Raw genomic sequence first — 26,338 nt, 5'->3', positions numbered from 1 at the left:
AACATGTACCCATAATATTCCTAAAGGTGTAATATGGAAAGAGATTATAATTATAGTTCTTTATTACTATTTTTTAGAGAGCGTGAAATAGATTATGGACAGGTTGCAAGAAACGCATCGGCGTAATGTATTGATGATAAGGCTGCTCATATGTTTTTTTCTCGTTTCACTCGCCGTAAATCTCGTCGTGGACAAAACCATATATGTTTTAAACCCGCCCATTGCTCCGGTGCTGGGTATGGTTCTGGTATTGATGGTGGCCAGCCGCCGTCTGCCGGACTTGACCATGTGCTTGATCATAGCCTCGCCCTATGTGTTTTTGCTGATGCTAAGTCTCGAAAATCCGTATCTGGTCAATTTTTTGTTTTTGGGCCTCTTGCCTCTTTTTACACTACTATACCTGAATTATTATGCCGTTCTGCTTACCGGAGTCCTGTACATGATCACGGCGGTTTTTATGTTTCAAAAGTTTCACAAGGAAATGTTCCCCGGTGTGGATTCCAGCGATCAGGTCTACATCATGGTCTGGGGTTTGTTTATGACGCTGTTTTCGTTGGTGTTAACCAAATATATCAAGAAGCTATGGGTAAAAGTGGAGCAAAGCGGAAGCCGGCTCAACAGCATTCTGGAAAACGTCGAGATCGCTGCCTGGTCCTATGATTTGAGCGGCGGACATATGGAGCTTTCGGAGGGGATCGTTCACATCAGCGGTTGGCCGAAATCGCAATTCGCCGGCGATTACCGCATCTTGAGCGATATCGTCTTTCCCGAAGACCAGCACATCATCACGCAAATTCAAAAGGAAATGATGCTCGAGCGGAAAAGCGTGAGAACGGAATGCCGTATTTTTCGAAAGGACGGCGAGTCCCGATGGGTCCAAATTCGGGGGACTCCGATCTTTAATCCGCGGGGAAATCTGGAGCGCCTCGAAGGCGTCATATTGGATATTTCCGAACGAAAAAGGCTGGAAGAACAAGTTGAATTTCTGGCATATCACGACGAATTGACCGAACTGCCGAACCGGACGATGTTTAAAAAGCAGTTTGACCGATACTTGAGCGAAGGTGCGCAATTGCTGGCGATCATGTTTATCGATTTGGACAATTTCAAGGAAGTCAACGATGAATTCGGCCATAGCGCGGGCGACTATTTGCTCCGTGAAATCGCCGGCAGATTGTCAGGGCAAATCCGGAATGAGGACATCGCTTGCCGTATCGGGGGGGACGAATTCCTGCTGATGCTGGCCGGCAGCGATGCCAAGCGCGCTTCGGTCGTGGCGGAGCGAATCCTGTCCAACCTTTCGCAACCCGTAGAATATCGGGGAAGGCAGCTCATCGTGACCCCGAGCATAGGCGTTTGCGTGCATGAAGGAGGGCCGTGCGATCTGGATGTGTTGATCCATAAGGCGGACGAAGCGATGTATGAGGCGAAGCGGGAAGGGCGCAATCAGTATTTTGTGCAATCTTGACGCTGTAGGGCTTTAAACAAATAAAACAGGGTGATCCCGTGGAGGGGTCACCCTTTCTTCATACCGGAAATCTTGAATTATTGTTTATTCCGCCGGTCGTAGTATACCGCCCCAAGCCACTGGCTGGCCGTAAACAGGACAACCAAACCGAGCACGAGAGAAAACCGGTGATCGGCCTTCGGCAATAAAAACTGCATCAAAAACAGGATCACGGAAATTTGCATCCACATCAGCCCGCGCTTGCGGAGCGCTTTATAATCATAGTCGCCCGTTCTCATTTTTCGAAGATTAATCCAAGCTACCGCTGCCAAAATAATCAGAAATATCAGCGAACCGATCAGGTCTTCTCTTTGAAATGAATTCACCTTCGATTGACCCCGCTTTGCGATGAATTTGCTTGATGTATGCATTGTAACCGATAGGGGGCATGGCGGCAAATGAGATATTTTGTAGCAGTCCAGCGCTGTCAAGGACTTTTAAAACAGAGATTATTTTAAAAACGGGATATCATCTTTTTAAAAAGCTAGATTTAAAAGGAAGGTGTCCCCGAGATGGCGCTGCGAAAATTTTTAAAACTGGTGGAGATCCAGACCAAAGCCGCGAGCATGATCCCCTTTTTGCTCGGTACCGTCTATACCTTGTATCGGTTTGATGAATTTCGGATATGGCATTTTGTCCTGATGCTTCTTTCTCTGCTCAGTTTCGATATGGCGACGACCGCGATCAACAACTATTACGACTACCGGAAAGCGTCCAAAAAACAAGGCTACGGCTATGAAGTTCACAATGCCATCGTCAAATACGGGATGCATCCGAACCGCGTGCTTATGCTCATCTTGACGCTGCTGGCCATCGCCGTCGGAACGGGTATCGTGCTGTTCCTGGAGACCGGATGGCTGATTCTGCTGCTCGGCGGGTTGTCGTTTGCGGTCGGGATCCTGTACTCCTTCGGTCCGATTCCGATATCCCGCATGCCGCTGGGCGAAATTTTTTCCGGCTTGTTCATGGGGTTCGTCATCACCTTCATCTCCGTTTACATTCACGCGGGGGATCGTCTCGCCTCTCTAACCCTCGATGGGGGGACTGTCGTTGTTCAGGTTCATTTGCTGGAAGTCCTGTACGTTTTTCTTGTTTCCGTTCCGGCCATCCTAGGCATCGCGAACATTATGCTGGCGAACAATATTTGCGACCTGGAAGAGGACCTGGAAAACCGGCGGTACACGTTGCCGACTTATATCGGTCTCGGGCACGCACTGCTGTTGTTCCGGATTTTGTATTACGCCGCTTATGCCGATCTCATCGTGCTGCTGTTCATGGGCGTTTCGCCGCTTCTAGTCGTGCTCGCGCTTTTGACCCTGATTCCGGTGAGCAAAAATATTCGCAAGTTCATGGTCAATCCGTCCAAGCAATTCACCTTCGGATTGTCGGTGCAAAACTTTATAATCACGAATCTGGCACGGATCGCGGTATTGGGAATTGCCGTATTGATCGCGATGTAGTTGCCTGAAGACAAAGCCGAAAGGCCGCGAGGGATGCGGCTTTCCGGCTTTTTGATGTAGAATGGGGAGCAGGAATAGTTCGTACGTTTAGATGAAGGAGATGGAAGTTATGTCTGGCGAACCGCAAATGACTCAGGAAAGACATAAAATCAAGTTCGGCCTCATGGGCGGGGGGTGGCGTGCGGAATTTTACTTTAGAATCGCGCAGGCGCTTCCGGATGAGTTTGAAGTGAGTGAAATCTGGATGCGGGATGAAGTCAAAGGGCGCGAGATGGAGAGGCGCTGGGGCGTTAGGACGACCTCCGATCTGGACGGTTTTTTGGAGCGGCAAAGCGATTCTTTTGTCGTTTTGTCCTTGTCCCGGAATTCAGCCGCCGAATATATAGAAAAAGTCGCTGTTCGCGGGATTCCCGTGCTGACGGAGACGCCCCCCGGCGTTAGCCTGGAGGAGCTGCTCCGCCTCTATGACCGTGTCGGAAAAAACGGACGCGTTCAGGTGGCGGAACAATTCATCCATCAGCCGATGCATGCCGCAAGGCTGGCGGTCGTTCGCTCGGGGCGGCTTGGCGGCATATCGCACGTGCAGGTGTCCGCGGGACACGGCTATCACGGAATCAGTCTGATCCGGCATCTGCTTGGAATCGGTTTTGAGGATGCCGAAATCAGCGGCATGCGGATCGTAACCCCGTTACTCCAAGGGCCGGGACGCAGCGGGTTACCGGAAAAAGAGGTGCTGGCGGATTCAAAACAGGACCTGGTTCTGCTGCGGTTTGGCGGCCGTAGCGCCCTGTTCGATTTTACGTATGACCAGTACTTTTCCTGGATTCGGGGTCATCGGGTACTCGTCCGCGGGCACCGGGGCGAACTGGAAGGAAAGACATTGCGCTATCTCCGGGATTACCGAACGCCGGTGACGCTGGAGCTCCGCAGAATGGACGCCGGGCAGGACGGTAACCTTGAAGGTTATTACCACGAAGGGATCCTCGCGGGAGCCGATTGGGTATACCGGAATCCGTTTCCGGGCGCCCGCCTGAGCGATGAAGAGATCGCCATGGCCGTTTGTCTGCAAAAGATGGGGCGGTACGTTAACGGCGGGCCGTCCTTCTACAATCTCGCCGAAGCCTGCCAGGACCAGTATTTAAGCCTGCTGATGACGGAAGCGATCGAGACCGGGCAGACCGTCAGCTCCGTCCGGCAGCCATGGGCAGTTCCGCCGGAGCGGGAGTAAATTTATGCGGCAGGGTGACGTTTCGCGTTCCCGGCCAATCCCCGGCGGGCCGTCCGCTCGGAATCCCAGCGGAAAGTGAGCGTCGCGGCGGCGAGCAGGAGGACGGCGAAGCCTGCCAAGATGCCGACCGGGATCCACATATCCGCGGAGGAGAGCCCGTTTGCAATCGCCTTTTGGAGCGCTTTGACGAAATAGTGGAAAGGCTGGATCGATCCGATGAACCGAACCCAATCCGGAGCGTTCTGCAGGCTGTAGAAAGCTTCGCTCGTGAACAGCAACGGGAAACTGATCAGGTTCGAAATCATGTTTACATTGCTCTCGTCCCGGGACAGATTGGCGGCGAGAAAACCGAGGGCCGTGAAGCACACCGTCCCGACGAGCAGGACGATCAGGATCGCCAACAGATCCGTAAGTCCGGCCCGGACTCCAAACATCAGCACCGCCGTAACAATAATGCAGGCGCTCACGATCAGGGCAAGTACGGTGCGGGCTCCCGTCATGGCCGAGATGAACGCCGACGTCGGGAACGGGGTGGCGCGAAGCAGTTTGTAAACGCCCCGGTTCCGATGGGCCATGACATTGAAAGCCGTGACCATGGTCGACCCGAACAAGACGTTCATGGCCAGCACTCCGGCAAGAAGCCGTTCGGAATAGCCCGGGTTATCCAGATATAGTCCGAGTCCGATAAGCATGGCGACCGGGAAAAGGATGGTCCAGAATAAGGTATGGGTATCCCTCAACATCCCGGCCAGCATCGTTTTGAAAATCGTAAACATGTCGGTAAACCTCCTATTCGCCGGATAACCGGATATATAGTTCTTCCAGATCGCCTGCTCCGTATGAGGTCAGCAGGCTTTCCGGCGTGCCTTCGGCGATGATGGTACCGCCGCAGATCATGATGATGCGCGTGGCGAGTTTGTGGACTTCCTCCATGTCATGGGACGTAAACACGACGGAGGTGCCCGCCGCGGCCAGCGATTGGATCAGCTCGCGGACTTCGCGGCGGGCCCTTGGGTCGAGCGCGGCGGTCGGTTCGTCCAGGAACAGGAGCCGGGGATCGTGTGCCATCGCCATCGCGATGGCAAGACGCTTTTGCTGGCCGCCGGATAATCGCTGAGCAGGCGTTTTTGCCGCGTCGGCAAGCCCACAACGGTTAAGGAGGCCGGTGATCTCCCGGTCATTCAGTTTGATTCCGTAAAACGCGGAGAACATGGCCATGTTCTCCCGGGCGGTAAAGCCGGAGAAGAACGGCGTCGATTGCAGCTGGACGCCGATATGGCGGCGGGGCTCGGCGCACCAATAGCTGACGGTGCCCCCGTCAGGCCGCCGAAGGCCGAGCAGCAGATCCAGCGTCGTGGATTTTCCCGCGCCGTTCGGGCCGATGATGGCCAGCACCTCTCCTTGCCGAACGTCCAGATCGATCCCGGCTACGGCTTGCTTCTGGCCGTATTTTTTCACAAGTTGCTTTGCTTCGATAAACAGGGACATGTCAATAAACATCCTCCTTGAGCAATGTTATTTATCCAATGTTGGGTATTGGGCTAAAAATACAGACCTCGGTTTCCCGTTCCGTTTGGGGGCGAGGTCCGTGTCTGCATCTGCTTTGCCCATTATTGCGGTTACGATTGCTCCAGCAATCGGATGACCCGGTTTAAATAATCGATATCCAACTGCAGCAAGGCCATGGCATTGTCAAAAGAGGCCTCTGCAAATGCATTCAGCACGCCATGATTGCCCTTGATCTCCCGGCCTACCTTCCACAGCGCCAGCGTTTCTTCCACTTGTTGCAGGTTTTGACGCAGCAGAGGAATCGCCTCTTCCTTCGGCACGGTTTCCACCCAGCTTAAAGCGAGCGAAAAATCGGATTTCACGGAGTGCGGATTCAAGGTCAGCGATTCGCGGACCATCCGTTGGAACATCTCTTCGCCGGAGTCCGTGATGGCGTATATTTTGCGCAGCCGCGCGCCCGTGCGCTCCTCCGCTTCCGTGCGGATCAGGCCTTCCTGCTCCATTTTGTTCAAGGCGTAGTAAATGGACCCGGAAAGCAGGTTCGCCCAGGTATCCACCCGGCTGGTTTGAATCAGCTGCTGAATCTCGTATCCGTGCATGGGGCGGTCGCGGAGCAGGGCTAGTATGATCAGGTTGGTCACGATATACCGAATCTCCTTCAAAAATTATTTGCATTGAATATCCAACGTTGGCTATTATGATTTCGATTATAGAAAAGGAAGGACGCGACGTCAAGGGGGGAGTCATTTGATCGCAAAAAAACCGGTCATCGCAAGGAAGTCCCATGCAGACATGACCGGCTTCGGCTTCGATATGAACGAACGCGGCGTTAAATCCGCTTTTTCGGCGCGAGCATCACGCCCGCCCCGATGACGATCAGGGCAATCGCCAGCAGCGGCTGGCCGAAAATCATCCGGTTGTACAACGATCCGAGCGAAAATACGGCGAAAAACAAAAGCGACAGCGCCCCCAAAATATTGATCGGAATGAGTAGCCATTTGTTCCGGTTTCCGAACCAGTAAAATTCGAACAAGCCGACGGCAGGGGCCAAAATAAACCCTGGCCACAGGTATTGCCAGCTGTCGAACAGCGTGGCAAGCTGGCAGACCAGCCCGACGGTAAACAGGACCCCGCCCGGTATGAGCAGCCCGATGGCTCTTCGCTCCGTCAGGGAGAAGTACAGCCAGTGGAAGAACAGCCCCAGCGGGATAATGAACAGGGTGGGCCAGAAATTCCCGAAAAGCGAACCTGTGCTGATCGCCTCCTTGCGGAAGAAGAACAAGTAAAGGCCAAGCAGGATCAGTATCGGACCGATCCATGATTTTTTTTTCACGGTCATCAATCTCCTTCGACTATGTATTCATCTTCATACAGCATACTATAACTATGGCGCGCATATCTTCGGTCTCTGGGGAAGTAAAAACCTGGACCTTAGTCCAGTTCATCCCTTACGGCAAAATTCCGCCCCTCTATGAAAAAGATCATGTATAATTAAAAGTGATATTTTTAACACACTATAAGGGAGTAGTCAAAAAGTCAGGTGTTCAGCACCGAGAGGGATGGATGACTTTTTGAACTGCCTCTTTACATGGGAGCGTGAAAAATGCCGGTGCAGAACATTTGGACAACCTTTAGGAAGGCATCCCGGTTTCAGGTCATTCCCGTGATGCTGGTTCCTGTATTTCTTGGCGCGCTGGGTGCTTTTTGGTGGAAGGGCGTATTTCACCCGGTGCTGTTTGTCATTACTTTGATCGGTGCGGGAGCGGCGCATCTGTTCTCGAATATGATCAATGATTTATGGGATTACCGTAACGGAGCGGATGTGGTAGCCAAGGAGACGCCCGAAGTCGTCACGACGAATTCCGGTTTTTTATCCGGTGGCATCATGTCCGAAAAAACATTTGCCGCGATCACATGGTCTCTGCTTGCGCTCGCCGTACTGTGCGGCGTGGTGCTCAGCCTGTTCAGCGGTTGGCCGGTGCTTGTGTTCGGCGGTCTGGGCGGCCTGATCGCTTATTTTTACGTGGCGCCTCCGATCCGGTTCGGATACCGGGGCAAGGGGCTCAGCGAAGTGGCGATCCTGCTGTCGTTCGGCGTTTTGCCGGTCATGGGCGCCTATTTTGTGCAGACCTCGGAAATCAGCCTGAAATCCGTGCTGCTTTCGATGCCGGTCGGACTTCTCACGACGCTCGTGCTGTTCAACCATCATTTTTTGCATTGGCAGGCGGACAAGCAGGCCGGCAAAAATACGCTGGTCGTCGTCTGGGGAGAAAAGCGGGCATTGTATTTTTCCCGGATGCTGCTCTATTTGGCTTATATTTTTCTGATTTTGTGCGTCGTCACGGGGATTGTGCCATGGTATGCCCTGGTCGGGCTGCTGACCGCCATTCCTTTGTACCGCGTGTACGGACGGCTTAAGGAGCATAACCCTTCCACGGCCTATTTGCCGCTGATGGGCGCTTCCGTGCAAGCCTCCATCCGGTGCGGGTTGATTATGACGGCGGCGTTGCTGCTTCAGGGACTTATTCAGTTGTAAAACTGTAAAACTCAACAAAGAAAAAAGCGAGGGCTTAATGATGGAACAACAAAAAATATTCGGCGACTTTCACACGATCTTAAACGAAGGACAAGTTTGGAAAATAGGCGGATTCCCGCTTCCGGACGGCTCTTTCTGGGAATATCGCGAGCCGGAGGCCGTCGTTATCGTCCGCAACGGCATTCTTTACGTACGTGCTCCGCTCAGCCGTCAAAATAACCAAATTCAAATTTTGGATAATGCGAAGCATATGTACTATTCCGTGGAGGACGTTGTCGTACCGGAAGAGGGCGAAGTCAGCTTCGAGCTGCAAATCCGCGCCCGCACGCAAAACACGATCCCCGGGGATCTGTACGACGGCTACGTTTCGCTCAACCTGCTCGACTTCACGACCGGTGCGGCGCTCGATTTCTTCGCGGGCAACGATAAATATGCCAGCGTCTATGCCGTTCTCCCGTTCCCGGGCGTTCAGGTGCCGGATAGCGACAAGACGAAATATTTCTGCGTGTTCAAAGAAGATACGGACTTTAACGCCCGTGAATTCAACACGTATAAAATCACGTACAACCGCGCCGAGGATGAAGTCGTGTTTTACGTGAACGGGAAGGAAATCCGCCGGGAGACGGGCGTTCCGATCAAGTTCAACCGGTTCACCATCGCGCTCGGCATCATGACCGAAAAAGACCTGACCCCGGAAGGCAGCGTGTCGGTGCACGGGCAAACCGTCATTGCCGAGTACTCGCCGGTGACGGTGACGATCAAGGAGTAGGGCCTGGCGTACGCTACGGAACATTTTGACGCTATTTTGCCTTTAGGAGTAGTTCCGGGGGAAGTAGCGTCTTTTTTTGCGGAAATCCAGCCGGTTCGCGCCGTTTGAGAGTAAATAGCGCCTAAAATGGTCCTTAATTAGCCCAACCTAGCCTTGAACCAGCAAATAGCGCCCTTTATGGTCCTTATTTTGCTCAGACGTGCCGAAACTCGCTCGATTCAGGTCTTACCAGGGTAAATAGCGCCCAAAAAGGTCCTTATTTTGCTCAACCGGGCTACAAATCAGCAAATAGTGCCCTTTATGGTCCTTATTTTGCTCAGGCTAGCCGAAACTCGCTTGATTCGGGTCTTGCCAGGATAAATAGCGCCCAAAAGGGTCCTTATTTTGCTTAGCCGGGCCTAAAACCAGCAAATAGCGCCCTTTATGGTCCTTATTTTGCTCAGACTAGCCGAAACTCGCTCGATTCGGGTCTTGCCAGGATAAATAGCGCCTAAAAAGGGTCCTTATTTTGCTTAGCCGGGCCTAAAACGAGCAAATAACGCCTATTTATGTACTTATTTTTGCTCGTTTCAACGAACCGTTCCCTCATCTCCCGCGGCCGATCAGCCGTGAAGTGCACCTCATCTGGGGCAGCCAGGCGAATAAAAAGGAAACGGAAATCAAACGCTACTGAACACGGGCTGCGAAAGTAGACGGCCCCTTCAGAACAAAATAGCGGGAGGTTTCCGATAACCAACATGAACAATAACATGGACAGAAAACAAGAGAAGCATAACCGGCAGCTCGGCAACGGCAGCAGTAACGCCCAGAACGCGGCAACAGGCAACGGGGGAGAAGGCCGGGCGGGACGTCTGAGTCAAATTAAAAATAACCCGTCCCCGGGGAGCGAGGTTCCCAACGAGTTCATCTCCGGAAGAGACAGTTACGATCATACGTAATGCCAAGTCCGCAATAAGAAGCCGCCTCCCATAGGGAGACGGCTTTCGTTAACTTTTGGTGCCGTGCTGTTTGGTCGGCAGGCGGTCGGATGGCGTTCCCTTGCCGCGTTTCCGGTTGCTTTCGTCCTTTTCCTGTTTGTCGTGAATTTTCTCGACGAATTCGTGCGTATTTTCCACCGGGCATCCTCCTTCGCAAGCTTAAAAATAGTACCGCTTGCGTTACTATGCCACAACCGGCGCGGATTCATGCCTGCGAAGCCGCGGCGTCGGTTTCTTCGCCGTACCAGAGGCGGCGGAAGCTGTCGCTCACGGCCAGCAGCTGCTCGGCCGTGCCTTCGGCCTCGATCGTGCCGTCCTTCAGCACGATGATGTGGTCCGCGTGCGAGAGCGCGGCCTTGCGGTGCGACACCACGAGGCAGGTGGCCTCGCCCCGGCTCGCAAAGAGCCGCTCCCACAGCTTGCGTTCGGTTTCGACGTCGAGCGCGCTCGACAAGTCGTCGAACACGTACAGCTGTGCATCGCGCACGAGCATCCGCGCGGCCGCGGTCCGCTGGACCTGGCCACCGGACAGCTTCACCCCGCGCGGCCCGACCTTCGTGTCGAGGCCGTCCGAAAGATGCGCCACGTCGTCCTCCATGACGGCGGCGTGGAGCGCCTGCTCGAGGCTTTGCCCGTCCTCTTCCCTGTCCCCGGGCAGCCCGAGCAGGATGTTGCTCCGCAGCTTGTCGCTAAACAGGCGCGGAATCTGCGCCGTGTAGGCACTCTGCGGAGGCACGAAAAAGTCGGCCGGCGACGCCACCCGGCGGCCGTTCCAGGCAATCTCGCCGGACTCCGCCGGCAAGAGGCCCAGCAGTGTCCGCAGCAGGGTCGTTTTACCCGACCCGATCATGCCGGTGACCACGGTGAACGATCCGCGTGGAAGGCGCAAATCGATATCCTGGATGCCCCGGCCCGTCTCCGGATAGCGGTAAGTCAGCCCGCGAGCCTCCAGCATCTGCAGCGGTTCGGCGCGAACTTCCGAACCATCCGCCGCATCTTCCGATGCCCTTCGTTTACCGATGCCGATATACGCGGGAATCGTCAATATCCGGGCGGAGGCCCCTTGCAGCATCGCTTTCAAGCGACCGAAGCTCACCGCCATCTGCTTGTAATAGGTCATAAAGTTACCGACGTTGGAGATGAGCTGGGTCACGAAGGTCAAATAATAAATGAACAAGGACAAGTCTCCGACCGAAAAAGAACCGCTGCGCATTTTGTAACCCGCGAGAACGAGAATGAGTCCCGTCCCGAGGTTGACGGAATTCGTGAAAATCGAAGACAGCGTCTCGGTGACCAGCTTGTCTTTGACCATCGTCGCTCTCCGCTCGTCGCTAAGCCGTTCGAAACGACGTGCGATGCGGTCCTCCGCTCCGAAGACCTGAATCGCCTGCACGTTGGAGAACATTTCCCCGATCGAGCTGGTCACCTTGGCCGTCGCGGCCCGGCTGGCCGCGCGGTATTTCTGAATGCGCGACGTGGCGATCTGGGCCGCCGTCACCACCAGGATCAGCGGGACGAACACAAAGAGCGTCATCTGCGCGTCGATGGAAACCAGGATATAACCTGACACGATCACAAAGCCGACCAAGCCAAACGTATCGACGGACCAGCTCATCGCTTCCTCCGTCTGGTCGACGTCGTCGCGGAAATTGCTGAGGCCTTCCCCAGGGGAGAACGGGATTGCCTTGGCTCCGGGCTCCCTGAGCACATGCGCCAGCATATTTCGTCTGAGCAGCGTACTGATCCGGAACCGGTAGCTGGCATCGGTCCAGAAGCCGCACGCGATCAACGCGATCCGTGCCAGCGCGGCTCCCGCGAGCAGGGCGGCAATACCCCAAACGCCGTACGGGAAATCGTAACTTCCTTCAAGGCTGTCGAAAAACGCTTTTGTGATCAGTCCGGGCACCAGCGGGGCCATATGGATGACCATCCAGGCGAACAGGTTGGCAAAATAGAAGACCGGCCGATACGTCAACAGCTTCCAGAAAAATTGTCTCGTGCTCATGCAAGCACCTCCTCAAGCCCAACGGCAAGCATCCGGCTGAACCTCGATTGGGGGTTTGAGGCGAGCTCCGCCCGAGGCCCGTTCTCGATCACGCGTCCGTTCTCCAGAATCATGATCTCGTCCGCCCGCTGCACCGTGGACAGCCGGTGGGCGATCATAATGCAGGTTCTGTCCTTCAGAAGCCTGTTGATCGCCTGTTCGATCCGGCTCTCCGTAAGCGGATCAAGCCGCGAGGAGGCTTCGTCCAAGATGACCAAACCGGGATCGGTCAGAAACACTCTGGCGAAAGCCAGCAGCTGGGCTTCACCGGCCGACAGACTGCCTCCCCCGGAGGAAAGTAAGGTATCCAGTCCGTCCGGAAGGGAACCGTACCATTCCTCAAGGCCCAGTTCCCCGAGTACGGCCAAGATCTCGCCATCGTCGACCTTCTCGTTGAAGAGGGAGAGGTTGTCGCGGACGGTGCCTTCCAGGATTTCGATATTTTGCGTGACCATTGCTACTTTACCCCGCAGTTCCTGCAGCATGCATTCCCTGATATCGACGCCGGAAAGCTCAATGCAGCCTTCCTTCGGATCGTAGAACCGGAGCAGCAGCCGCGCGAGCGTGGATTTGCCGCTCCCGGTCCGGCCCAGCAGCCCGAGCGTTTGCCCCTGCTTCAAACTCAAGTTGATGCCATGCAGCGTAGGTTCGCCATCTTCTTCATACGCAAAGGTCAGATTGCGAAACGTCACGGAGAGGGGACCCTTCGGCAGTTCCGCACCCGGTCCGTCCGTAATCTTCGGCTTCGTCGCCAGCAAATCCCGGACGCGAATCAGGCTGGCGTCGGCCTTTTGCAGATCCTCCAGCTGGGTGCGGATTTTCTCGATCGGCTTGGCCAGCAGCTCCGTATAATAGAAAACAAGATAAATGGACCCGATCGTCATATCGCCGCGTTTCCAAAGCCAGGCGCAGACGATAAAGGCGGCGGCGTTGCCTAGAGCGAAGACGAGAATCGTCGTCCCCCACATCATCCCGAAGCCTTGAAAAGCCCGGATTCTCACCGGCAGCATCCGGCGCGAAAGCTCATAGAACCGGTTCATGACGTATCCCGCAGCCCCGTTTGCGCGAGTATCCTCGGTACCCTCAAGATGCTCGCCGATAAAACCGTATAGCTCCGCGTTCTGGGCCCGCCATTTTGTCCAGACGGGAACGATACGCTTCCGGATCTCCTTGAGAATAAGCATCGCAACGACTACAAATAGGGACATGACCATGCCGATCCACAAGTTTTCCCGGAACAAAAGAAGAAGGATGCCGAACATGAGCAACACGTTGCCGAGCAGATGGATGAGGAAGCTTGAAAAAAAGTTGGCCAATGCGTTCACGTCGCCGTCGACGCGCTCGATCAAGGTGCCTGAGGTGTTGTTTTTGTGGAAGGACATATCGAGAGAGAGGCAATGTTTCACTAAGTCTGTGCGCAGCCGGTTCGTTGTCTTCCAGCCGAGGTTTTCGCTGTAGTAGGCCGCCCATATGGAGACAAGCTGCTGCATCAGGGAGAAGCCGATAAATACCGCCGCGGCAATATAGAGCGGCCGCATGCTGCCTTCTCCTTGTGCCGTATCGATAAAGTAGCGGATGATTTGCGGATTGGCGAGCTGCAGCGCGATAGAAGCTAGCAGCATGAAGGCGAGCCATCCGAGCAGCCTTCGCTCGGTAAAGACATACCTTCCCAGCATGTCGCGATAATGGGCCAGAGAGCGCGTCCTTCGCGCGTTGTCTTGCTTCGTAGAGTTTTCGGTTTGATCAGCCAATTTCTCCATGCTCCTTCCCTAAATTTTGGTACCGTTTCTGTTAGCTTCAATTATTCTATTAGAAAACGTATGTTCGTACAATAGTTCTCTAGAAGAAAATTCACAGGAATATCAAATTTAAAATGGTTGACTTTTCGAAAAACGGGAAGGTATAATTCTAGCTAATTGATAATGAATATCATTATTAATAAATGCAAAGTCGTCTGTCCTGCCGGCAGCGAATCACTTAAGCTTCCTCCAGGCCAGAGGGAGCAAAGTAAGGACGATCTCATGAAGAAGAAATCACTCACCATTTTAATAGCACTCTTAATTGTTTTATCCTTCGTCTCCGTGTTTATCGGAGCCCAGAGCATTTCGCCAGCCGATTTATTCGGACCCGGTAGCGGAGAAGCCTGGGAACTGCTGTGGATCAGCCGGATACCCCGGTTGATCAGCATCATCATCGCCGGCGTCAGCATGAGCATCGTCGGCTTGATCATGCAGCAGCTGACCCGGAACAAATTCGTCTCGCCGACGACGGCGGGCACGATGGATTCAGCCAGCTTCGGCATAATGGTGTCCCTGCTCGTATTCACATCCGCCGGACCGCTTGTGAAAATGTCCGTAGCCTTTGTATTCGCCCTGCTCGGAACATATATCTTTATGGCAATCTTGAACCGGGTGAAATACAAGGACGCCATTTTCATCCCGCTTGTCGGGCTGATGTTCGGCGGTATCGTGCAATCGGCAACCACTTTTTTTGCGTATAAATACAATCTGATTCAGAGCATGTCCGCCTGGCTGTACGGGGATTTTTCCATGATCATGCAAGGGCGCTACGAACTGCTGTACATCAGCGTCCCGCTTGTGGTGGTCTCTTACATCTATGCGAATAAATTTACGGTCGCGGGCATGGGCGAGGAATTTTCCGTTAACCTCGGTTTGAACTACAAGCAGGTCGTGAATATCGGGCTGGGCTTGGTAGCGCTTGTAACGGCGGTGGTCGTGCTGACGGTCGGATCGATTCCTTTTCTCGGCTTGATCATTCCGAATCTGGTCACGATTTACCGCGGCGACAATCTGAAAGGAAACTTGACCCATACGGCCATGCTGGGCGCGGTGTTCGTGCTTGCCTGCGACATCCTGGGCCGGGTCATCATCTACCCATACGAAGTATCGATCGGACTGACTGTCGGGGTGATCGGAAGCGGTATCTTCCTGTATCTGCTGATGAGGAGAAAGACATATGAGCAATAAAACAAAACTTTGGATCCTTGCCGGCATCGCCGTTCTGCTCGCGGTCGTCTTTATGACGATTCAGGCGGGAGGGCAGTGGGATTACATATTGCCGAGACGGGGCAGAAAATTGATCGCGATCCTCCTCACCGGCACGGCCATCGCCTTTTCGACAGTCGTGTTTCAAACGATCACGAACAACCGGATCCTGACGCCGAGCATCATCGGCCTGGATTCGCTGTATATGCTGCTTCAGACGGTCATCGTCTTTTTTATCGGGGGTACGGCCCTGACCATGATGAGCAAAAACCTGCGCTTTGTCATGGCGGTCGCATTGATGGTCGTGTTCGCCATGCTGCTTTACAGGATGCTGTTCCGCAGGGAAGGGCGAAATATTTATCACTTGCTGCTGATCGGACTCATTTTCGGAACCTTTTTCTCGAGCGTGACTTCGTTCCTGCAGAAATTGATTGATCCGAACGAATTCCTGGTGATCCAGGACAAAATGTTCGCGAGCTTCAATAATGTCAATTCCGATCTGCTTTGGATTTCACTCGCCGGGGTCCTGGGCGTCGCAATTTATTTTGCGAAATTCGCCAAGTACCTGGACGTGCTTGCGCTCGGCCGGGATCATGCGGTCAACCTCGGCGTCAGCTACGAATACGTCGTGAAACGGATGTTGATCGTCGTGGCGGTGCTGATCTCGATTTCAACCGCGCTGGTGGGGCCGATTACGTTTCTCGGACTGCTCGTGGCCAATGTGGCTTATCAGTTCCTGAACACCTACCGTCACAAAACGTTGATCTTCGGCGCTTCCTTGATCAGTTTTATCGCCCTGGTCGGCGGACAGCTGATCATCGAGAGAGTGTTCACCTTCTCCACTTCGCTAAGTGTCATCATCAACTTTATCGGCGGGGTGTACTTCATCTATCTGCTGTTAAAGGAGAATAAATCGTGGTAAAGGTCAGAGGAGTTTCCAAACAATACGGCGGCAAAAAGGTGGTCGACAACGTCTCGCTGGAGATTGCGAAAGGGAAAATCACTTCCTTTATCGGACCGAACGGGGCGGGAAAGAGCACATTGATGTCCATGATCAGCCGGCTGATTGCCAAGGACACGGGAGAAATCCTGATTGAGGACCGGGAGATCGGGAAGTGGAAAAGCGGGGATCTCGCGAAAAAAATATCGATTCTCAAGCAGTCCAATCACATCAACATTCGCCTTACGGTAAGAGATCTCGTCAATTTCGGGCGTTTTCCTTACTCGCAGGGACGTCTTACGAAGGAAGACGAGGCTCATGTGGACGAAGCGATCCGCTATATGCACCTGGAGTCCATGCAGAACAAGTTCCTCGACGAACTGAGTGGGGGACAAAAGCAGCGGGCATTCATCGCCATGGTCATCGCGCAGAATACCGAGTACGTGCTGCTCGACGAGCCGCTGAACAATCTGGATATGAACCATTCGGTGCAAATTATGAAAGTATTGCGCAGACTGGTCGACGAATTGGGGAAAACGGTCATTCTGGTCATTCATGACATCAATTTTGCCTCCTGCTACTCCGATTATATCGTGGCGTTGAAGGACGGCAGGGTCGTCAAGGAAGGACCGACGGATGAAATTATCGAAACGTCCGTGCTTCGCGAGGTTTACGACATGGACATCCCGGTCCAGGAGATCGGCGGCAACAAAATATGCGTCTATTTCAAATAATAACGAAGATATGAGGGGGATTTTTAAAGTGAAGAGCAAAAAGCTTTTGTTGATGTTTACGACGCTGTTGATGGTTCTCGTCCTGGCCGCTTGCGGCTCGAAGGGCAATAACAGCGGAAACAGCGGATCCGGCAATGAGAGTACCGGCGCTAACACCGGCAGCACCAATACGGCGCAACAGGCTGCAGCTACGCCAGCCGAAAATGAGGAACTGACGATCAAGCACCAATTGGGCGAAGCCAAATTGAAGAAGAATCCGGCGAAGGTCGTTGTATTCGACTACGGCACGCTTGAAACGCTCGACAAGCTCGGCGTTGAAGTTACGGCCGTCCCTCAAGGCAGCTTGCCGGGCCATTTGAAGAAATACGAAGACAGCAAGTACAAAAATGCGGGTACGCTGTTTGAACCGGACTTTGAGGGACTGAACGCCCTTAAGCCTGACGTGATCTTCATTTCCGGCCGTTCGTCCGAAGCTTACGAGGAACTGAACAAAATTGCGCCTACGATCTTCATGGGAGTAGATACAAAGAATTACATGGAGTCTTTCACGGAGAACGTAAAAACACTCGGCCAAATTTTCAGCAAGGAAGCGGAAGCCGAGAAAGAAATTGCAGCGATCAACGATTCGATTAAAGCTTTGCATGACCAAGTGTCCACGAGCGGCAAAAAAGGCCTGATCATTTTGACGACCGGCGGCAAAGTGAGCGCCTTCGGCCCAGGTTCGCGTTTCGGCATTATCCATGACGTATTCGGCGTAACTCCTGTTGATGAAAGCATTAAAGTCGATACTCACGGCAACTCGATTTCCTTCGAATTCGTAGCCGAGAAAAATCCGGATTACCTGTTCGTCGTTGACCGCGACGCCGTCGTAACCGAAGAGGGCAAGCAGGCTACGCCTGCAGCCGAAATCGTGGAGAACGACCTCGTGAAGAAAACGAACGCCTACAAAGACGGCCATATCGTTTATCTTGACGCCAACTACTGGTACCTCTCCGGCGGCGGCCTTCTGTCCGTACCGGAAATGTTGAAGGAAGTCCAAGAAGGAATTCAATAATTTGATAGCAGTATAGCGAGGCCCGATGCTAATATATAGCGTCGGGCCTCTTTTCCGCATGAGTGGAACTTTCTGTATGTAAAAGCGGGCTTTCCAGCCAACTCGCAAATTAACTGTGTAACACATCGCGGGCCAACATCCGGTTCGCCAGCTCCCGGAAGGAAGCATCGACGATATATTTGCGCAGGAACAAGTCCAGCTTCTTATTCAACCATAAAAGATCCAGGCCGGAGGGGTCATGGATAAATACAACCGTTTGATAACGGTTGCCTTCACGGTCCTCGCAGTATACGGCCTGATTGAGAATGGAGATGCTCGATCCGCCTTTGCCGCCGATGACTTTGTAGGGCGATTCCGGAGGAAGATCGCGTTCCAGCAGCCCCTTCATGATGGAACTTGCGCCATCGGACAAGCCCTCTCTTTCATTCTGAATCCGTTCCAGCAGCCGCGCGTAATCTTCCGCCGAAGCCGCGGGCAATTTGGCGGACCAGATCCGCTGAGCGTCCGGCGGAATTCTGTGCCGGTTCAGACGGTCAACGGTGGCGGGATCCTGATTCATGTTGTCCATCAGATCCTTCGCTTTACCGGCGTATTCCTCATCATTGAATGACTCCATGGCACCTGGGGCTTTCCGATGAGAGAGGCCGTGGTTATTCCGAAGGCTGCCGTAAATCAACATGGAGGCAGAAAGGGGATAGACAGGGTCATGGCTCCTTAAGCCAAGAACCGTAATCCGTTTATTAATCCGGTCCATGCCCAACCGATCGATCAAAAAATCCGTGTTGGCATTGGAACTGTATTTGAGCATTCCATTGGCGACCTCAAGCCATGTCACCCCATGCTCCTTCGCGTTCGTGGCCAAGCTTTTGAGCCACTCCGGATGGGCATTTCCGTCCCGATTCGGAAGGTAGAAGCGTTTAAGTTCGTTTAAAGAAATCCGCTCGCCGACATCGATTTCTCCGGCTGCGGCCTGTTCGGCAAACTCCGCCGCGATGACGATTTTGACCACGCTGGCGAGCGGACGCTTGACGGATCCTCCCGCATTCACGGTCACTTCTCCGTTAACCATCGCAAACATGGAAGCTTTCTCCGGATGGTCGGATAGAAATTGAAGTACATCCTGTTCCTTTTTTCGGTCATCCGCTCGTTTGGCAACATGCACCATCAAAAGAAATATGAATGCCACGGCTAGGATCACGGATATGACGATGAGAATTGCAACCAGCATGACAGCCCTCCCATTTTCCAATCTTTTAGGATGTATTACGTATGTTGTTTCGGCATCGTTACAGGAAGTTTATCTTATAGCCGCATCAATTGCCGGAATTTTCCTTTGAAGTATAATAGCAGTAGGAATGCGGAGGGGGAATGGGAATGAATTGGAATGACGGAAAGAACGGGAGTGATCCTGTCATTACGATCAGAGATTTAAGGAAGAAATATAATGACAGATACGTGCTGAACGGCATTGATCTGGACGTGCATCCCGGGCAAATTATCGGTTATATCGGACCTAACGGTGCCGGTAAAAGCACGACCGTAAAAATCATGCTCGGCCTGGTTCAGGGCTACACCGGGGATGTGCGTATTTTTGGAGAGAATCCGCAAGATGGCGGCGTGGAATATAAGCGGAGAATCGGTTATGTGCCGGAGATCGCGGATATGTACGACTCGCTGACGGCGCGGGAGTATTTGACTTTTATCGGGGAGCTGTACGGGCTGGCCGCAGAGGATGCGGAGAGGAAGGCCCGGCAGCTTGCGGAACTGTTCGGGCTTAAACATGTGTTCGATGTGCGCATCGCCACGTTTTCCAAAGGGATGAGGCAAAAGGTTTTGCTTATTTCGAGCCTGCTTCATAACCCGGATATCTTGTTTCTCGATGAGCCGCTCAGCGGATTGGACGCCAACAGCGTTATGGTCGTCAAGGAAATCCTGGCCTTGTTGGCTGCCCAGGGCAAAACGGTCTTTTATTCCTCTCACATTATGGATGTGGTGGAGAAGATCAGCGACCGCATCATTTTGCTGGACGGCGGGCGCATCGTGGCCGACGGCAGCTTCGAGCAGTTAAAAGGCCAAAGCGAGGAAGGATCGCTTGAACAAATTTTCAACGAACTGACCGGCTTTCATGAGCACCGGGATATTGCCAAACAAGTCGCGGCGATCGTGCAAGAGGTGTAGCCGATGAAAGAGATGAAGTCGCTTCGGCTGTTGGACGTTTTTCGTAGACTTTTCGAAATGGGGGGCGTCGATTATCCCGTCATGCGCCGCATTCTCCAGCTTAAACTGACGATGGACGGAAGAAGAGTTCCGACCATTATCGGCTCGTCCAGGCCAAATAACAAGAATGATAGCTGGTCGAACCGGCCGGAAAAGGACAAGAATTATTTCTTCGGCTCACTTTGGCTCTATCTGATCATGGGGGGAATCTCTTCCCTGTTCGTCGGGTTGGGGGACAATTTTATTTTTCAAATGAGCCTGGTTATGGGCATTTTGATGTTCATGATCGCTACATCGTTGATTTCCGACTTCTCTTCGGTACTGCTTGATATTCGGGACCGCAACATCCTCTCCACAAAACCGGTGAACCGGAAAACGATTGCCGCGGCCAAGATGATGCATATTTTCTTTTATATGTTTTTCCTGACCGGCGCGCTTGCGGCCGTTCCGTTGATCGTCGGGCTTCTAAGGCATGGAGGCGGTTTTGCTGCCATCTTTCTGGTGGAACTGATATTGATGGACTTGCTGATCATGGTCATTACGGCGTTGATTTATTGGGGCGTATTGAAATTTTTTGACGGCGAGAAGCTGAAGGACTTCATCAATTATGTTCAAATCGGGTTGACGATCGTCCTGGCCGTAGGATATCAGTTGACGGTCCGCCTGTTTGATTTTGTGAACCTGGATGTGGTGTTTCAACCGAGATGGTGGCAGTTTGCGGTCCCGCCCGTGTGGTTCGGCGCACCCTATGAACTGCTCTTGCATGGAGACGGGCAATCGTTGTATATCCTTTTCGCACTGCTAACCGTCATCGTTCCGATGATTGCCTTTTTCATATATCTTAAATTAATGCCGTCCTTTGAGAAAAACCTGCAAAAATTAGCGGACCCCGGCAGTCGCAAAAAGGCAGGATCCGGTCGATGGCTGAAACGTTCGTCGCGCATTCTTTGTTCAAGTCCCCGGGAACAGGCCTTTTTCCGCTTCGCATGGACGGTGATCGGAAATGAACGGGAATTTAAATTGAAAGTGTATCCGTCGCTCGGCTTTTCGATCATCTTTCCTTTCATATTCCTGTTTACGAATATAGGAGATACCGGGCTTTCGGGTCTTGCGGGGACGAAGCTGTATTTGGCCATTTATAGCTGCGCCTTGCTGGTGCCGACCGTGATTCTCATGCTTGAATATTCAAGCAGCTACAAAGGCGCATGGATCTACCGGGTGATGCCGCTGGAGGATCCGGTTTCCATCCATCGGGGAACGCTGATTGCTGCGGTTGTCCGTCTGATTGTCCCTCTATTTGTCCTGGAGGCTTTCATTTTTGGAGGGCTGTTCGGTATCGGGATCCTTCCGGATTTGATTGCGGCCGGATTGGCTATCCTGGGTTATGCGGTCATCTCATATCGTCATTTAGTGATGTCGTTCCCCTTCTCCGAACCGTTTGATTCGGCTCGGCAGAACAACGGATTACGCACGATTCCGTTGTTAATTCTGCTTGGGGGAATGTCCCTGGTCCATTTTGCAGTGACATTCATCGGCATCGGAATTTATGTCTATGTAGCGGTGCTGCTTGCTACAAACTGGTTTTTGTGGCAGCGTGGGTTTCGTACGGGAAAGTAAACTGAACAAAAGAGGGCTGTCCCGGAAGCGAGCTTGCCTCCGGTACAGCCCTTATCTTTTTTAGAATTGATACCCCCAGTCCGATTGATACATCGTGTACACACGGTCGTGAATCAGGGTATCTTCTTCTTTTTCTTTGTTAGCGGCCTTCATCAGCTCTCCATATCCGCGTTTATATTCGTAGTTGCCCAGATAGTAAAGCGCGGAAGGGCCGAGGTAATAGTAATCGCCGACTTCATTCGCAATTTTATCGGCTTTTCCGTCTTTGGATTTAACGAGGGTTCCGCTGGCGTTGTCCTTGTCGTAGTCGATAATATAGAGCAGCGTGCCGTCCTCTTTAAAATAACTGGAATAGCCTTGTTTCACGTCGATCGCAATCCGGCTCTTTTTGCCGTCCGCCAACTGGTAAAGCTCTCCGATGCCGTTATCGTTGACTTCTTTATAGTAGAAGAGCAGGGATTTATCGGAAATGTACGTAAACGAATCTACGTCCTCGTCCAAGCTTTTCCGATTGGCCGGTTTGCCGTCAACCATCTCGAAGGAGACCAGCTCACGGTCTTCCTCTTCGTTCATCTCAATGGCATAAAGCGTTTTGTTGTCCGAAGACAGAACCGGGGAATAAAGGGATACATCATCTTTCAGGAACGTGATGTCGCCTTTCAGGTCCTTGGCGAGATAAGTCAGGCTGGATGCGGAGATGTTGTCGCTATAAGCGTACGAGACCTCATCCACATAGTCGATCTCCGACAGCAGGACCTTTTTCATTTCCTTACGGTCATTTTTGTTATAGAAAATCGTTTGTTTACCTACATCCACGAAAGTAGCGTACGAATAATCGTCCGTAATTTTGTTGCCCTTACCGTCCGTGAACAGGTACAGCGAGTAGGAAACATCCGTGTATTTGGCTTCGCTTAATTCTTGACGCATTTGATCGCGCTGCTGCTTTTCGTAATACCGGTCGCTGGCGTCATAATAAGCGTCGTAGTCCGTGTTTACAACGTCCTCGTAATAGGTTTCTCCGGTCCACCAGTCCGTGTACGGCATTTGCTCAATGGTCTGGAAGTCCTCCATCACAGGCTCGGCAAGATTGGCATCCCCTGCGGCCATATCGTCCTCGACCAGGCTGGAAAGGGCTACTTCCTTTTCAACGGCTACTTTGTAATAGAAGGAATTGTCGATAATACCGGATTCGATGCTGTCGATATCGGAAACAAGCTTTTCTTTGTCCTTGCCATATTTTTTCGCGTAGAGCGTAAGGGCGTTCTTTTCTTCGTCTTCAACTTGCTTGGTGTAATAAATATCCCCGCTGTCTCCGTCAAACTGCTCGACATCAGAGATGTCGGAGTCGATTTTCGTTTTGTTTTCCAGCGTGGACTTTTCCACGACATATAAATCCGTTTCGCCGTCGTTCACTTTGGTGTAAAAGATCGCGGATTTGTCGTCCGAGTACCAGTAATTGGTGACATCGTTATCCACGAGGGTTTCCTCGCTGAGGTTGTGGACGTACAATTTGCCGCTCTCGTTATCGCCGTTTCCTTTCGCGTACAGGACGGTCTTTCCGTCACCGCTGATGATAAAGGCTTTATAATTCATGCCGGTGATATTTGAAGCGAGTTTGATTCCTTGTTCGTCTTCGTCAAAGCTGGACGCCTTCTTGTTCAAATCGCGATAATACAGCGTAGCCGTATCGTCATCCTTGATCCGTTTGATGAAGAACATCTTGTCCTTGGCGTCATTCAGCTGAACAAGGCCTTGCATGAGGAAGCGTTTATCGAAAATGGATTCCGAACCCCAATCCTCCTCGTCGCCCGAGCCTTCCACAAGCTTGCTGGTGAGCTCGATCGGTTCCTTTTCATTTTCCAGTTTCATCAGGATCTCATTTTTCCCGAAAAAGACCACCGGGTCCTGTTTATCCTTGGAGGACAGCATCGGAAGCAGAATGAAGACGACCGCGAGAGCCACGACCGCAGCTCCGAGAACGCCGCCGATGATCAGCTTGTAGCGGTTCAGAAATTGAAGGAAATTAAACTTGGAGACGTTTGCGGTCTCCGACGGCATGGCCGGCTGTCCGGAAAAGCTTCCATTCTCGGCAACCATGACGGGTACCACGGGAGGCGCCACGACGGGAACCGCCGATGGCGCGGCCGGGATTGCAGCGGCGGTCTGTTCAGTCACGGGCTCCAAAACGGGAGCGGAAGCTGTCTCGAAAACGGCTTCGGAACCATCTCCCTCCTGGGAATCACCGAGCGGAGCGGCGGCGCTGGCAGCCGTCTCAACAGCTGCTTCTTGTAAAGGCATCCCTTGAACAGATGCCGCCGATTCCGCGGTCTCCTGAGGGGCGCTATGCGGAACCCCGGTTTCCGGAGCCGCCGTTGCTTCGATCGGCTGTTCCTGCGCGACGGGCTGCTCGATCTTTGCTCCGCAGCTCCCGCAGAACTTGGCTTCGGATGGAACGGGTGAATTACAATTCGAACAATGCAAAATAATTCTCCTCCTTGAAAATGTTCAGAAATTTTATGTGGTGTGGCAATGTTCCCTAAAACTATTTGCAGGCCGTGGTCTTGGTGTAAGTTTCATCGATATAGCACGTCTCCGGAACCTTCGTTTCCTCGGTGGAATCGACAAGCCAAACTCCGTTTTGTTTGACGACATTATAGGTGTAAGAAGTGCTCTTGTATGCCGTATCGGACAGGGCTCCATTTTTATAGATCGTACGTTTGAAATATTTAGTGACCTGAAGCTGGTATAGGTCGTCCGAAACTTTTTTGGCATCCAGCAGCTTGTAGATCGGTATGCTGAACGTCGTTTCCGAACCGTTTGCCTTTGCCTGATTCAGTGCGATCAGCTGGTCGTTTACGATTTTGTACACGGCATTTTTCGAAGTCGTGTCATAGGTGACGTATGGTTGGAGATAGCTTATATCTCCCGAGCTCATCGACGCCGACCAGTTGATTTGATAGTTTTCCATCGCGCGCGCCACTTCGGGATCATCGATCAGCTTTGGAGTTACGGTGACGCCGGCTTTGGCGAAGTATTTGCCGTTTAAAAGAGACAGCGCTGCGGTGCGCGGTTCCTTCTTGTCGATGTCGGAACGGTACTTGACGATATACTGCGCCTTTTTCTTTTTAAAAATAGACTGATAGAATTGGCCGAGCTGCCCGATATCGGAGCCGATCGAAATATAATCGCCGTTCGTTCCTTTCGTAATGGCTTCAAGCTGGTCATCCTGCTCAATGCCGACCGCGTACACCGGAACGCCCAATTGGTTGGCGTTATGAATGACCGTCTGCGGATTCAGGTAATCCCGGTTTTCGATATTCTCGTTGCTGCAATTTTCCTGGCCGTCCGTAAATACGACGACATATTTGGAGCCGGTCTTCCCGTTGTAGGCGGTGTTGTGGACGGCTTCGTCGATCGCCCGGTACAGGGCCGTACATTGCCCTTCGGCATTCAACGCATTGATTTGAGGCTCGATCTCTTCCGGGTTGCTCGTGAAATCGGACTGCATCATCTCCGAAGCCCCCGCAAAGCTCATAAATCCGATCAAGTCGTTTTCGGTCATCGAAATGTTGCCGACGAATTGCCGCGCCTGCTGTTTGACGAGGTCCATCCTGTCCGCCATGCTGTTGCTGTTGTCCATCACGACATTGATGCTGAGGGATTCGTTCACCTCTCCCATTTTGGCAGCTTCGGTAATGGCGACCGGCTTGTCGTTTTCCGTAAGACGGAACAAACCGGCTTCAGGATCCAAGTTCTCCATTAGATTTCCAAAAGAGTCGTAAAGGGAGAAATAGACGCGGATCTCGGGATACTGGTCCGTGTTGTAGCTGACTTCACTCATTCGCAGCGATAAAGGCTGAGGCACCTCGTAGCCGGATTCGGACTGTTTGCCGCGGAAGGCGATCATCAGTTTTCTTTTGTCTGTCGTGCCCGGTTGTTTATGTAAGTTTGCCGCTTGATATGTAATGATCAGCCGTTCATCCTGATCTGCGGAAGGCGTTACCTCCGTGATGGTTTGAGGTGCTCCCTCCTCCGTGATGGAGAAGTCCTCCTTGGCGTATAAGTCCCTGTTTCCGTTTCCGATATCGACCGATAATGTGACCACGGGAAAACCGGAGGTATCGACATCGCGGATTTCAAGGACATCGCTAATCCCGGTCTCGTTCGCGTTCTCTCCGGAACCGTTCCGTGCCGAGTTGCTAGAAAGCGAAGCGTCCGAATTTCGAGCTTCCTGCTTTCCGGGAAAAATGGATGAAAAAAGAAAATATCCGCCCGCCAAGACTACCAGAAGGGCTGCGGTCAAAGCCGTAAAAAGGATCGCTCCGCGCTTCCCCGGTTTCGGGGGAGATTGGTTCACGACGGGTTCCGCTGTCCCGATGACCGCAGGGTCCGATGGTGAACTTGAATTCTCCGTGGGCGGTTCAACGGAAGTCCCGGGCCGCTTTTCTGCCTGGACGTCGTCTCCTTTGGCGGTGATCCCCGTGTTGTCCGGCGATTCCTTTCCGATCGGCTCTCCGCAACTTGTGCAGAACGACAGGCCCGCTGAGAGAGCAGTCCCGCAATGAATACAGTACATGGAAATGACAACCCTCCCAAAAGACTATAAAAATAGTATGTTTTATAGGTAATAAGACTTAAATCAGTATATCATCCCTAGTTCATGAATTCGACAAGTTTTTTTCTATTTTGACTTTGGCGGGAGTGTAGTATAGAGGCCGGGGGAGAGACTGATTCGTAGATG

The 26,338-nt window shown here is 52.6% G+C and carries 23 protein-coding genes; 12 read left to right on the top strand and 11 right to left on the bottom strand.

The window, feature by feature from the left end; genetic code table 11:
* Window positions 1-94 precede the first annotated feature (94 nt).
* Window positions 95-1,468, top strand: a complete 1,374-nt coding sequence (locus ACSFXJ_RS24325; protein WP_435922876.1) for a diguanylate cyclase domain-containing protein — start codon at window positions 95-97, stop codon at window positions 1,466-1,468.
* Window positions 1,469-1,545: 77 nt separating this feature from the next.
* Here ACSFXJ_RS24325 and ACSFXJ_RS24320 read toward each other — a convergent pair whose 3' ends face one another.
* Window positions 1,546-1,833 (bottom strand): hypothetical protein, encoded by a 288-nt coding sequence (locus ACSFXJ_RS24320; protein WP_435922875.1) that lies wholly within the window; start codon window positions 1,831-1,833, stop codon window positions 1,546-1,548.
* 186 nt (window positions 1,834-2,019) lie between these two features.
* On the opposite strand from ACSFXJ_RS24320, the gene ACSFXJ_RS24315 reads away from it, so the two are divergent.
* Entirely contained in the window at window positions 2,020-2,967 is a 948-nt protein-coding gene (locus tag ACSFXJ_RS24315) for a 1,4-dihydroxy-2-naphthoate polyprenyltransferase (RefSeq protein ID WP_435922874.1), read from the top strand.
* A 109-nt stretch (window positions 2,968-3,076) separates the two neighbouring features.
* A complete protein-coding gene (locus ACSFXJ_RS24310) occupies window positions 3,077-4,195 on the top strand; it encodes a Gfo/Idh/MocA family protein (protein ID WP_435922873.1) in 1,119 nt (372 codons plus the stop codon).
* A 2-nt stretch (window positions 4,196-4,197) separates the two neighbouring features.
* Here the strand turns inward: ACSFXJ_RS24310 and ACSFXJ_RS24305 are convergent, their stop codons facing one another.
* From ACSFXJ_RS24305 to ACSFXJ_RS24290, 4 genes are all read right to left on the bottom strand, one after another.
* On the bottom strand, window positions 4,198-4,971 hold the full coding sequence (locus ACSFXJ_RS24305; protein WP_435922872.1) for an ABC transporter permease: 774 nt from the start codon (window positions 4,969-4,971) through the stop codon (window positions 4,198-4,200).
* A 13-nt stretch (window positions 4,972-4,984) separates the two neighbouring features.
* A complete protein-coding gene (locus ACSFXJ_RS24300; RefSeq protein ID WP_435922870.1) occupies window positions 4,985-5,683 on the bottom strand; it encodes an ABC transporter ATP-binding protein in 699 nt (232 codons plus the stop codon).
* Between the two features lie 131 nt (window positions 5,684-5,814).
* Complete coding sequence (locus tag ACSFXJ_RS24295; protein WP_435922869.1) at window positions 5,815-6,345, bottom strand: PadR family transcriptional regulator; 531 nt, start codon at window positions 6,343-6,345, stop codon at window positions 5,815-5,817.
* A gap of 188 nt (window positions 6,346-6,533) precedes the next feature.
* Window positions 6,534-7,043: a hypothetical protein gene (locus tag ACSFXJ_RS24290; RefSeq protein WP_435922868.1), complete on the bottom strand. Its 510-nt coding sequence runs from the start codon at window positions 7,041-7,043 to the stop codon at window positions 6,534-6,536.
* A 264-nt stretch (window positions 7,044-7,307) separates the two neighbouring features.
* On the opposite strand from ACSFXJ_RS24290, the gene ACSFXJ_RS24285 reads away from it, so the two are divergent.
* From ACSFXJ_RS24285 to ACSFXJ_RS24275, 3 genes are all read left to right on the top strand, one after another.
* Window positions 7,308-8,240, top strand: coding sequence for a prenyltransferase (locus tag ACSFXJ_RS24285; protein WP_435922866.1), 933 nt, complete (start codon window positions 7,308-7,310; stop codon window positions 8,238-8,240).
* A gap of 40 nt (window positions 8,241-8,280) precedes the next feature.
* Window positions 8,281-9,009, top strand: a complete 729-nt coding sequence (locus ACSFXJ_RS24280; RefSeq protein ID WP_435925856.1) for a DUF6081 family protein — start codon at window positions 8,281-8,283, stop codon at window positions 9,007-9,009.
* Window positions 9,010-9,758: 749 nt separating this feature from the next.
* Window positions 9,759-9,947 carry a hypothetical protein gene (locus ACSFXJ_RS24275; RefSeq protein WP_435922865.1) on the top strand — a complete coding sequence of 63 codons (189 nt, stop codon included), beginning with the start codon at window positions 9,759-9,761 and terminating at the stop codon, window positions 9,945-9,947.
* Between the two features lie 48 nt (window positions 9,948-9,995).
* On the opposite strand, the gene ACSFXJ_RS24270 is transcribed toward ACSFXJ_RS24275, so the two are convergent.
* From ACSFXJ_RS24270 to ACSFXJ_RS24260, 3 genes are all read right to left on the bottom strand, one after another.
* Entirely contained in the window at window positions 9,996-10,124 is a 129-nt protein-coding gene (locus tag ACSFXJ_RS24270) for a DUF4023 domain-containing protein (protein ID WP_435922864.1), read from the bottom strand.
* 67 nt (window positions 10,125-10,191) lie between these two features.
* Window positions 10,192-11,991 (bottom strand): ABC transporter ATP-binding protein, encoded by a 1,800-nt coding sequence (locus ACSFXJ_RS24265; protein WP_435922863.1) that lies wholly within the window; start codon window positions 11,989-11,991, stop codon window positions 10,192-10,194.
* Entirely contained in the window at window positions 11,988-13,706 is a 1,719-nt protein-coding gene (locus tag ACSFXJ_RS24260; protein ID WP_435925855.1) for an ABC transporter ATP-binding protein, read from the bottom strand. The genes ACSFXJ_RS24265 and ACSFXJ_RS24260 overlap by 4 nt, the downstream gene beginning before the upstream one ends.
* Before the next feature lie 345 nt (window positions 13,707-14,051).
* Between ACSFXJ_RS24260 and ACSFXJ_RS24255 the strand changes: the two genes are divergently transcribed.
* From ACSFXJ_RS24255 to ACSFXJ_RS24240, 4 genes are read left to right on the top strand one after another with little or no spacing between them, the layout of a single operon-like run.
* Window positions 14,052-15,017 carry an ABC transporter permease gene (locus ACSFXJ_RS24255; RefSeq protein WP_435922862.1) on the top strand — a complete coding sequence of 322 codons (966 nt, stop codon included), beginning with the start codon at window positions 14,052-14,054 and terminating at the stop codon, window positions 15,015-15,017.
* The gene (locus ACSFXJ_RS24250; RefSeq protein ID WP_435922861.1) at window positions 15,007-15,957 is read left to right on the top strand and encodes an iron chelate uptake ABC transporter family permease subunit; all 951 of its coding nucleotides are present in this window, start codon (window positions 15,007-15,009) and stop codon (window positions 15,955-15,957) included. Before ACSFXJ_RS24255 ends, ACSFXJ_RS24250 begins: the two co-directional genes overlap by 11 nt.
* The gene (locus tag ACSFXJ_RS24245; RefSeq protein WP_435922860.1) at window positions 15,951-16,709 is read left to right on the top strand and encodes an iron ABC transporter ATP-binding protein; all 759 of its coding nucleotides are present in this window, start codon (window positions 15,951-15,953) and stop codon (window positions 16,707-16,709) included. The genes ACSFXJ_RS24250 and ACSFXJ_RS24245 overlap by 7 nt, the downstream gene beginning before the upstream one ends.
* A 52-nt stretch (window positions 16,710-16,761) precedes the next feature.
* Window positions 16,762-17,763: a siderophore ABC transporter substrate-binding protein gene (locus tag ACSFXJ_RS24240; protein ID WP_435925854.1), complete on the top strand. Its 1,002-nt coding sequence runs from the start codon at window positions 16,762-16,764 to the stop codon at window positions 17,761-17,763.
* A gap of 109 nt (window positions 17,764-17,872) precedes the next feature.
* On the opposite strand, the gene ACSFXJ_RS24235 is transcribed toward ACSFXJ_RS24240, so the two are convergent.
* On the bottom strand, window positions 17,873-18,991 hold the full coding sequence (locus ACSFXJ_RS24235; protein ID WP_435922859.1) for a serine hydrolase: 1,119 nt from the start codon (window positions 18,989-18,991) through the stop codon (window positions 17,873-17,875).
* 146 nt (window positions 18,992-19,137) lie between these two features.
* Between ACSFXJ_RS24235 and ACSFXJ_RS24230 the strand changes: the two genes are divergently transcribed.
* Both ACSFXJ_RS24230 and ACSFXJ_RS24225 read left to right on the top strand, forming a co-directional pair.
* Window positions 19,138-19,941, top strand: coding sequence for an ABC transporter ATP-binding protein (locus ACSFXJ_RS24230; RefSeq protein WP_435922858.1), 804 nt, complete (start codon window positions 19,138-19,140; stop codon window positions 19,939-19,941).
* A gap of 3 nt (window positions 19,942-19,944) precedes the next feature.
* A complete protein-coding gene (locus tag ACSFXJ_RS24225; RefSeq protein WP_435922857.1) occupies window positions 19,945-21,597 on the top strand; it encodes a hypothetical protein in 1,653 nt (550 codons plus the stop codon).
* A gap of 60 nt (window positions 21,598-21,657) precedes the next feature.
* Here the strand turns inward: ACSFXJ_RS24225 and ACSFXJ_RS24220 are convergent, their stop codons facing one another.
* Together ACSFXJ_RS24220 and ACSFXJ_RS24215 are read right to left on the bottom strand one after the other, a co-directional pair.
* Window positions 21,658-24,078 carry a zinc ribbon domain-containing protein gene (locus ACSFXJ_RS24220; RefSeq protein ID WP_435922856.1) on the bottom strand — a complete coding sequence of 807 codons (2,421 nt, stop codon included), beginning with the start codon at window positions 24,076-24,078 and terminating at the stop codon, window positions 21,658-21,660.
* Window positions 24,079-24,139: 61 nt separating this feature from the next.
* Window positions 24,140-26,173, bottom strand: a complete 2,034-nt coding sequence (locus tag ACSFXJ_RS24215) for a VWA domain-containing protein (RefSeq protein WP_435922855.1) — start codon at window positions 26,171-26,173, stop codon at window positions 24,140-24,142.
* Window positions 26,174-26,338: the final 165 nt, after the last annotated feature.

Source organism: Paenibacillus salivarius (assembly GCF_051307165.1).
GTDB lineage: Bacteria > Bacillota > Bacilli > Paenibacillales > Paenibacillaceae > Fontibacillus.
Note: the sequence above shows the minus strand (reverse complement) of the source record. Positions and strands in the feature narration are given on the sequence as shown.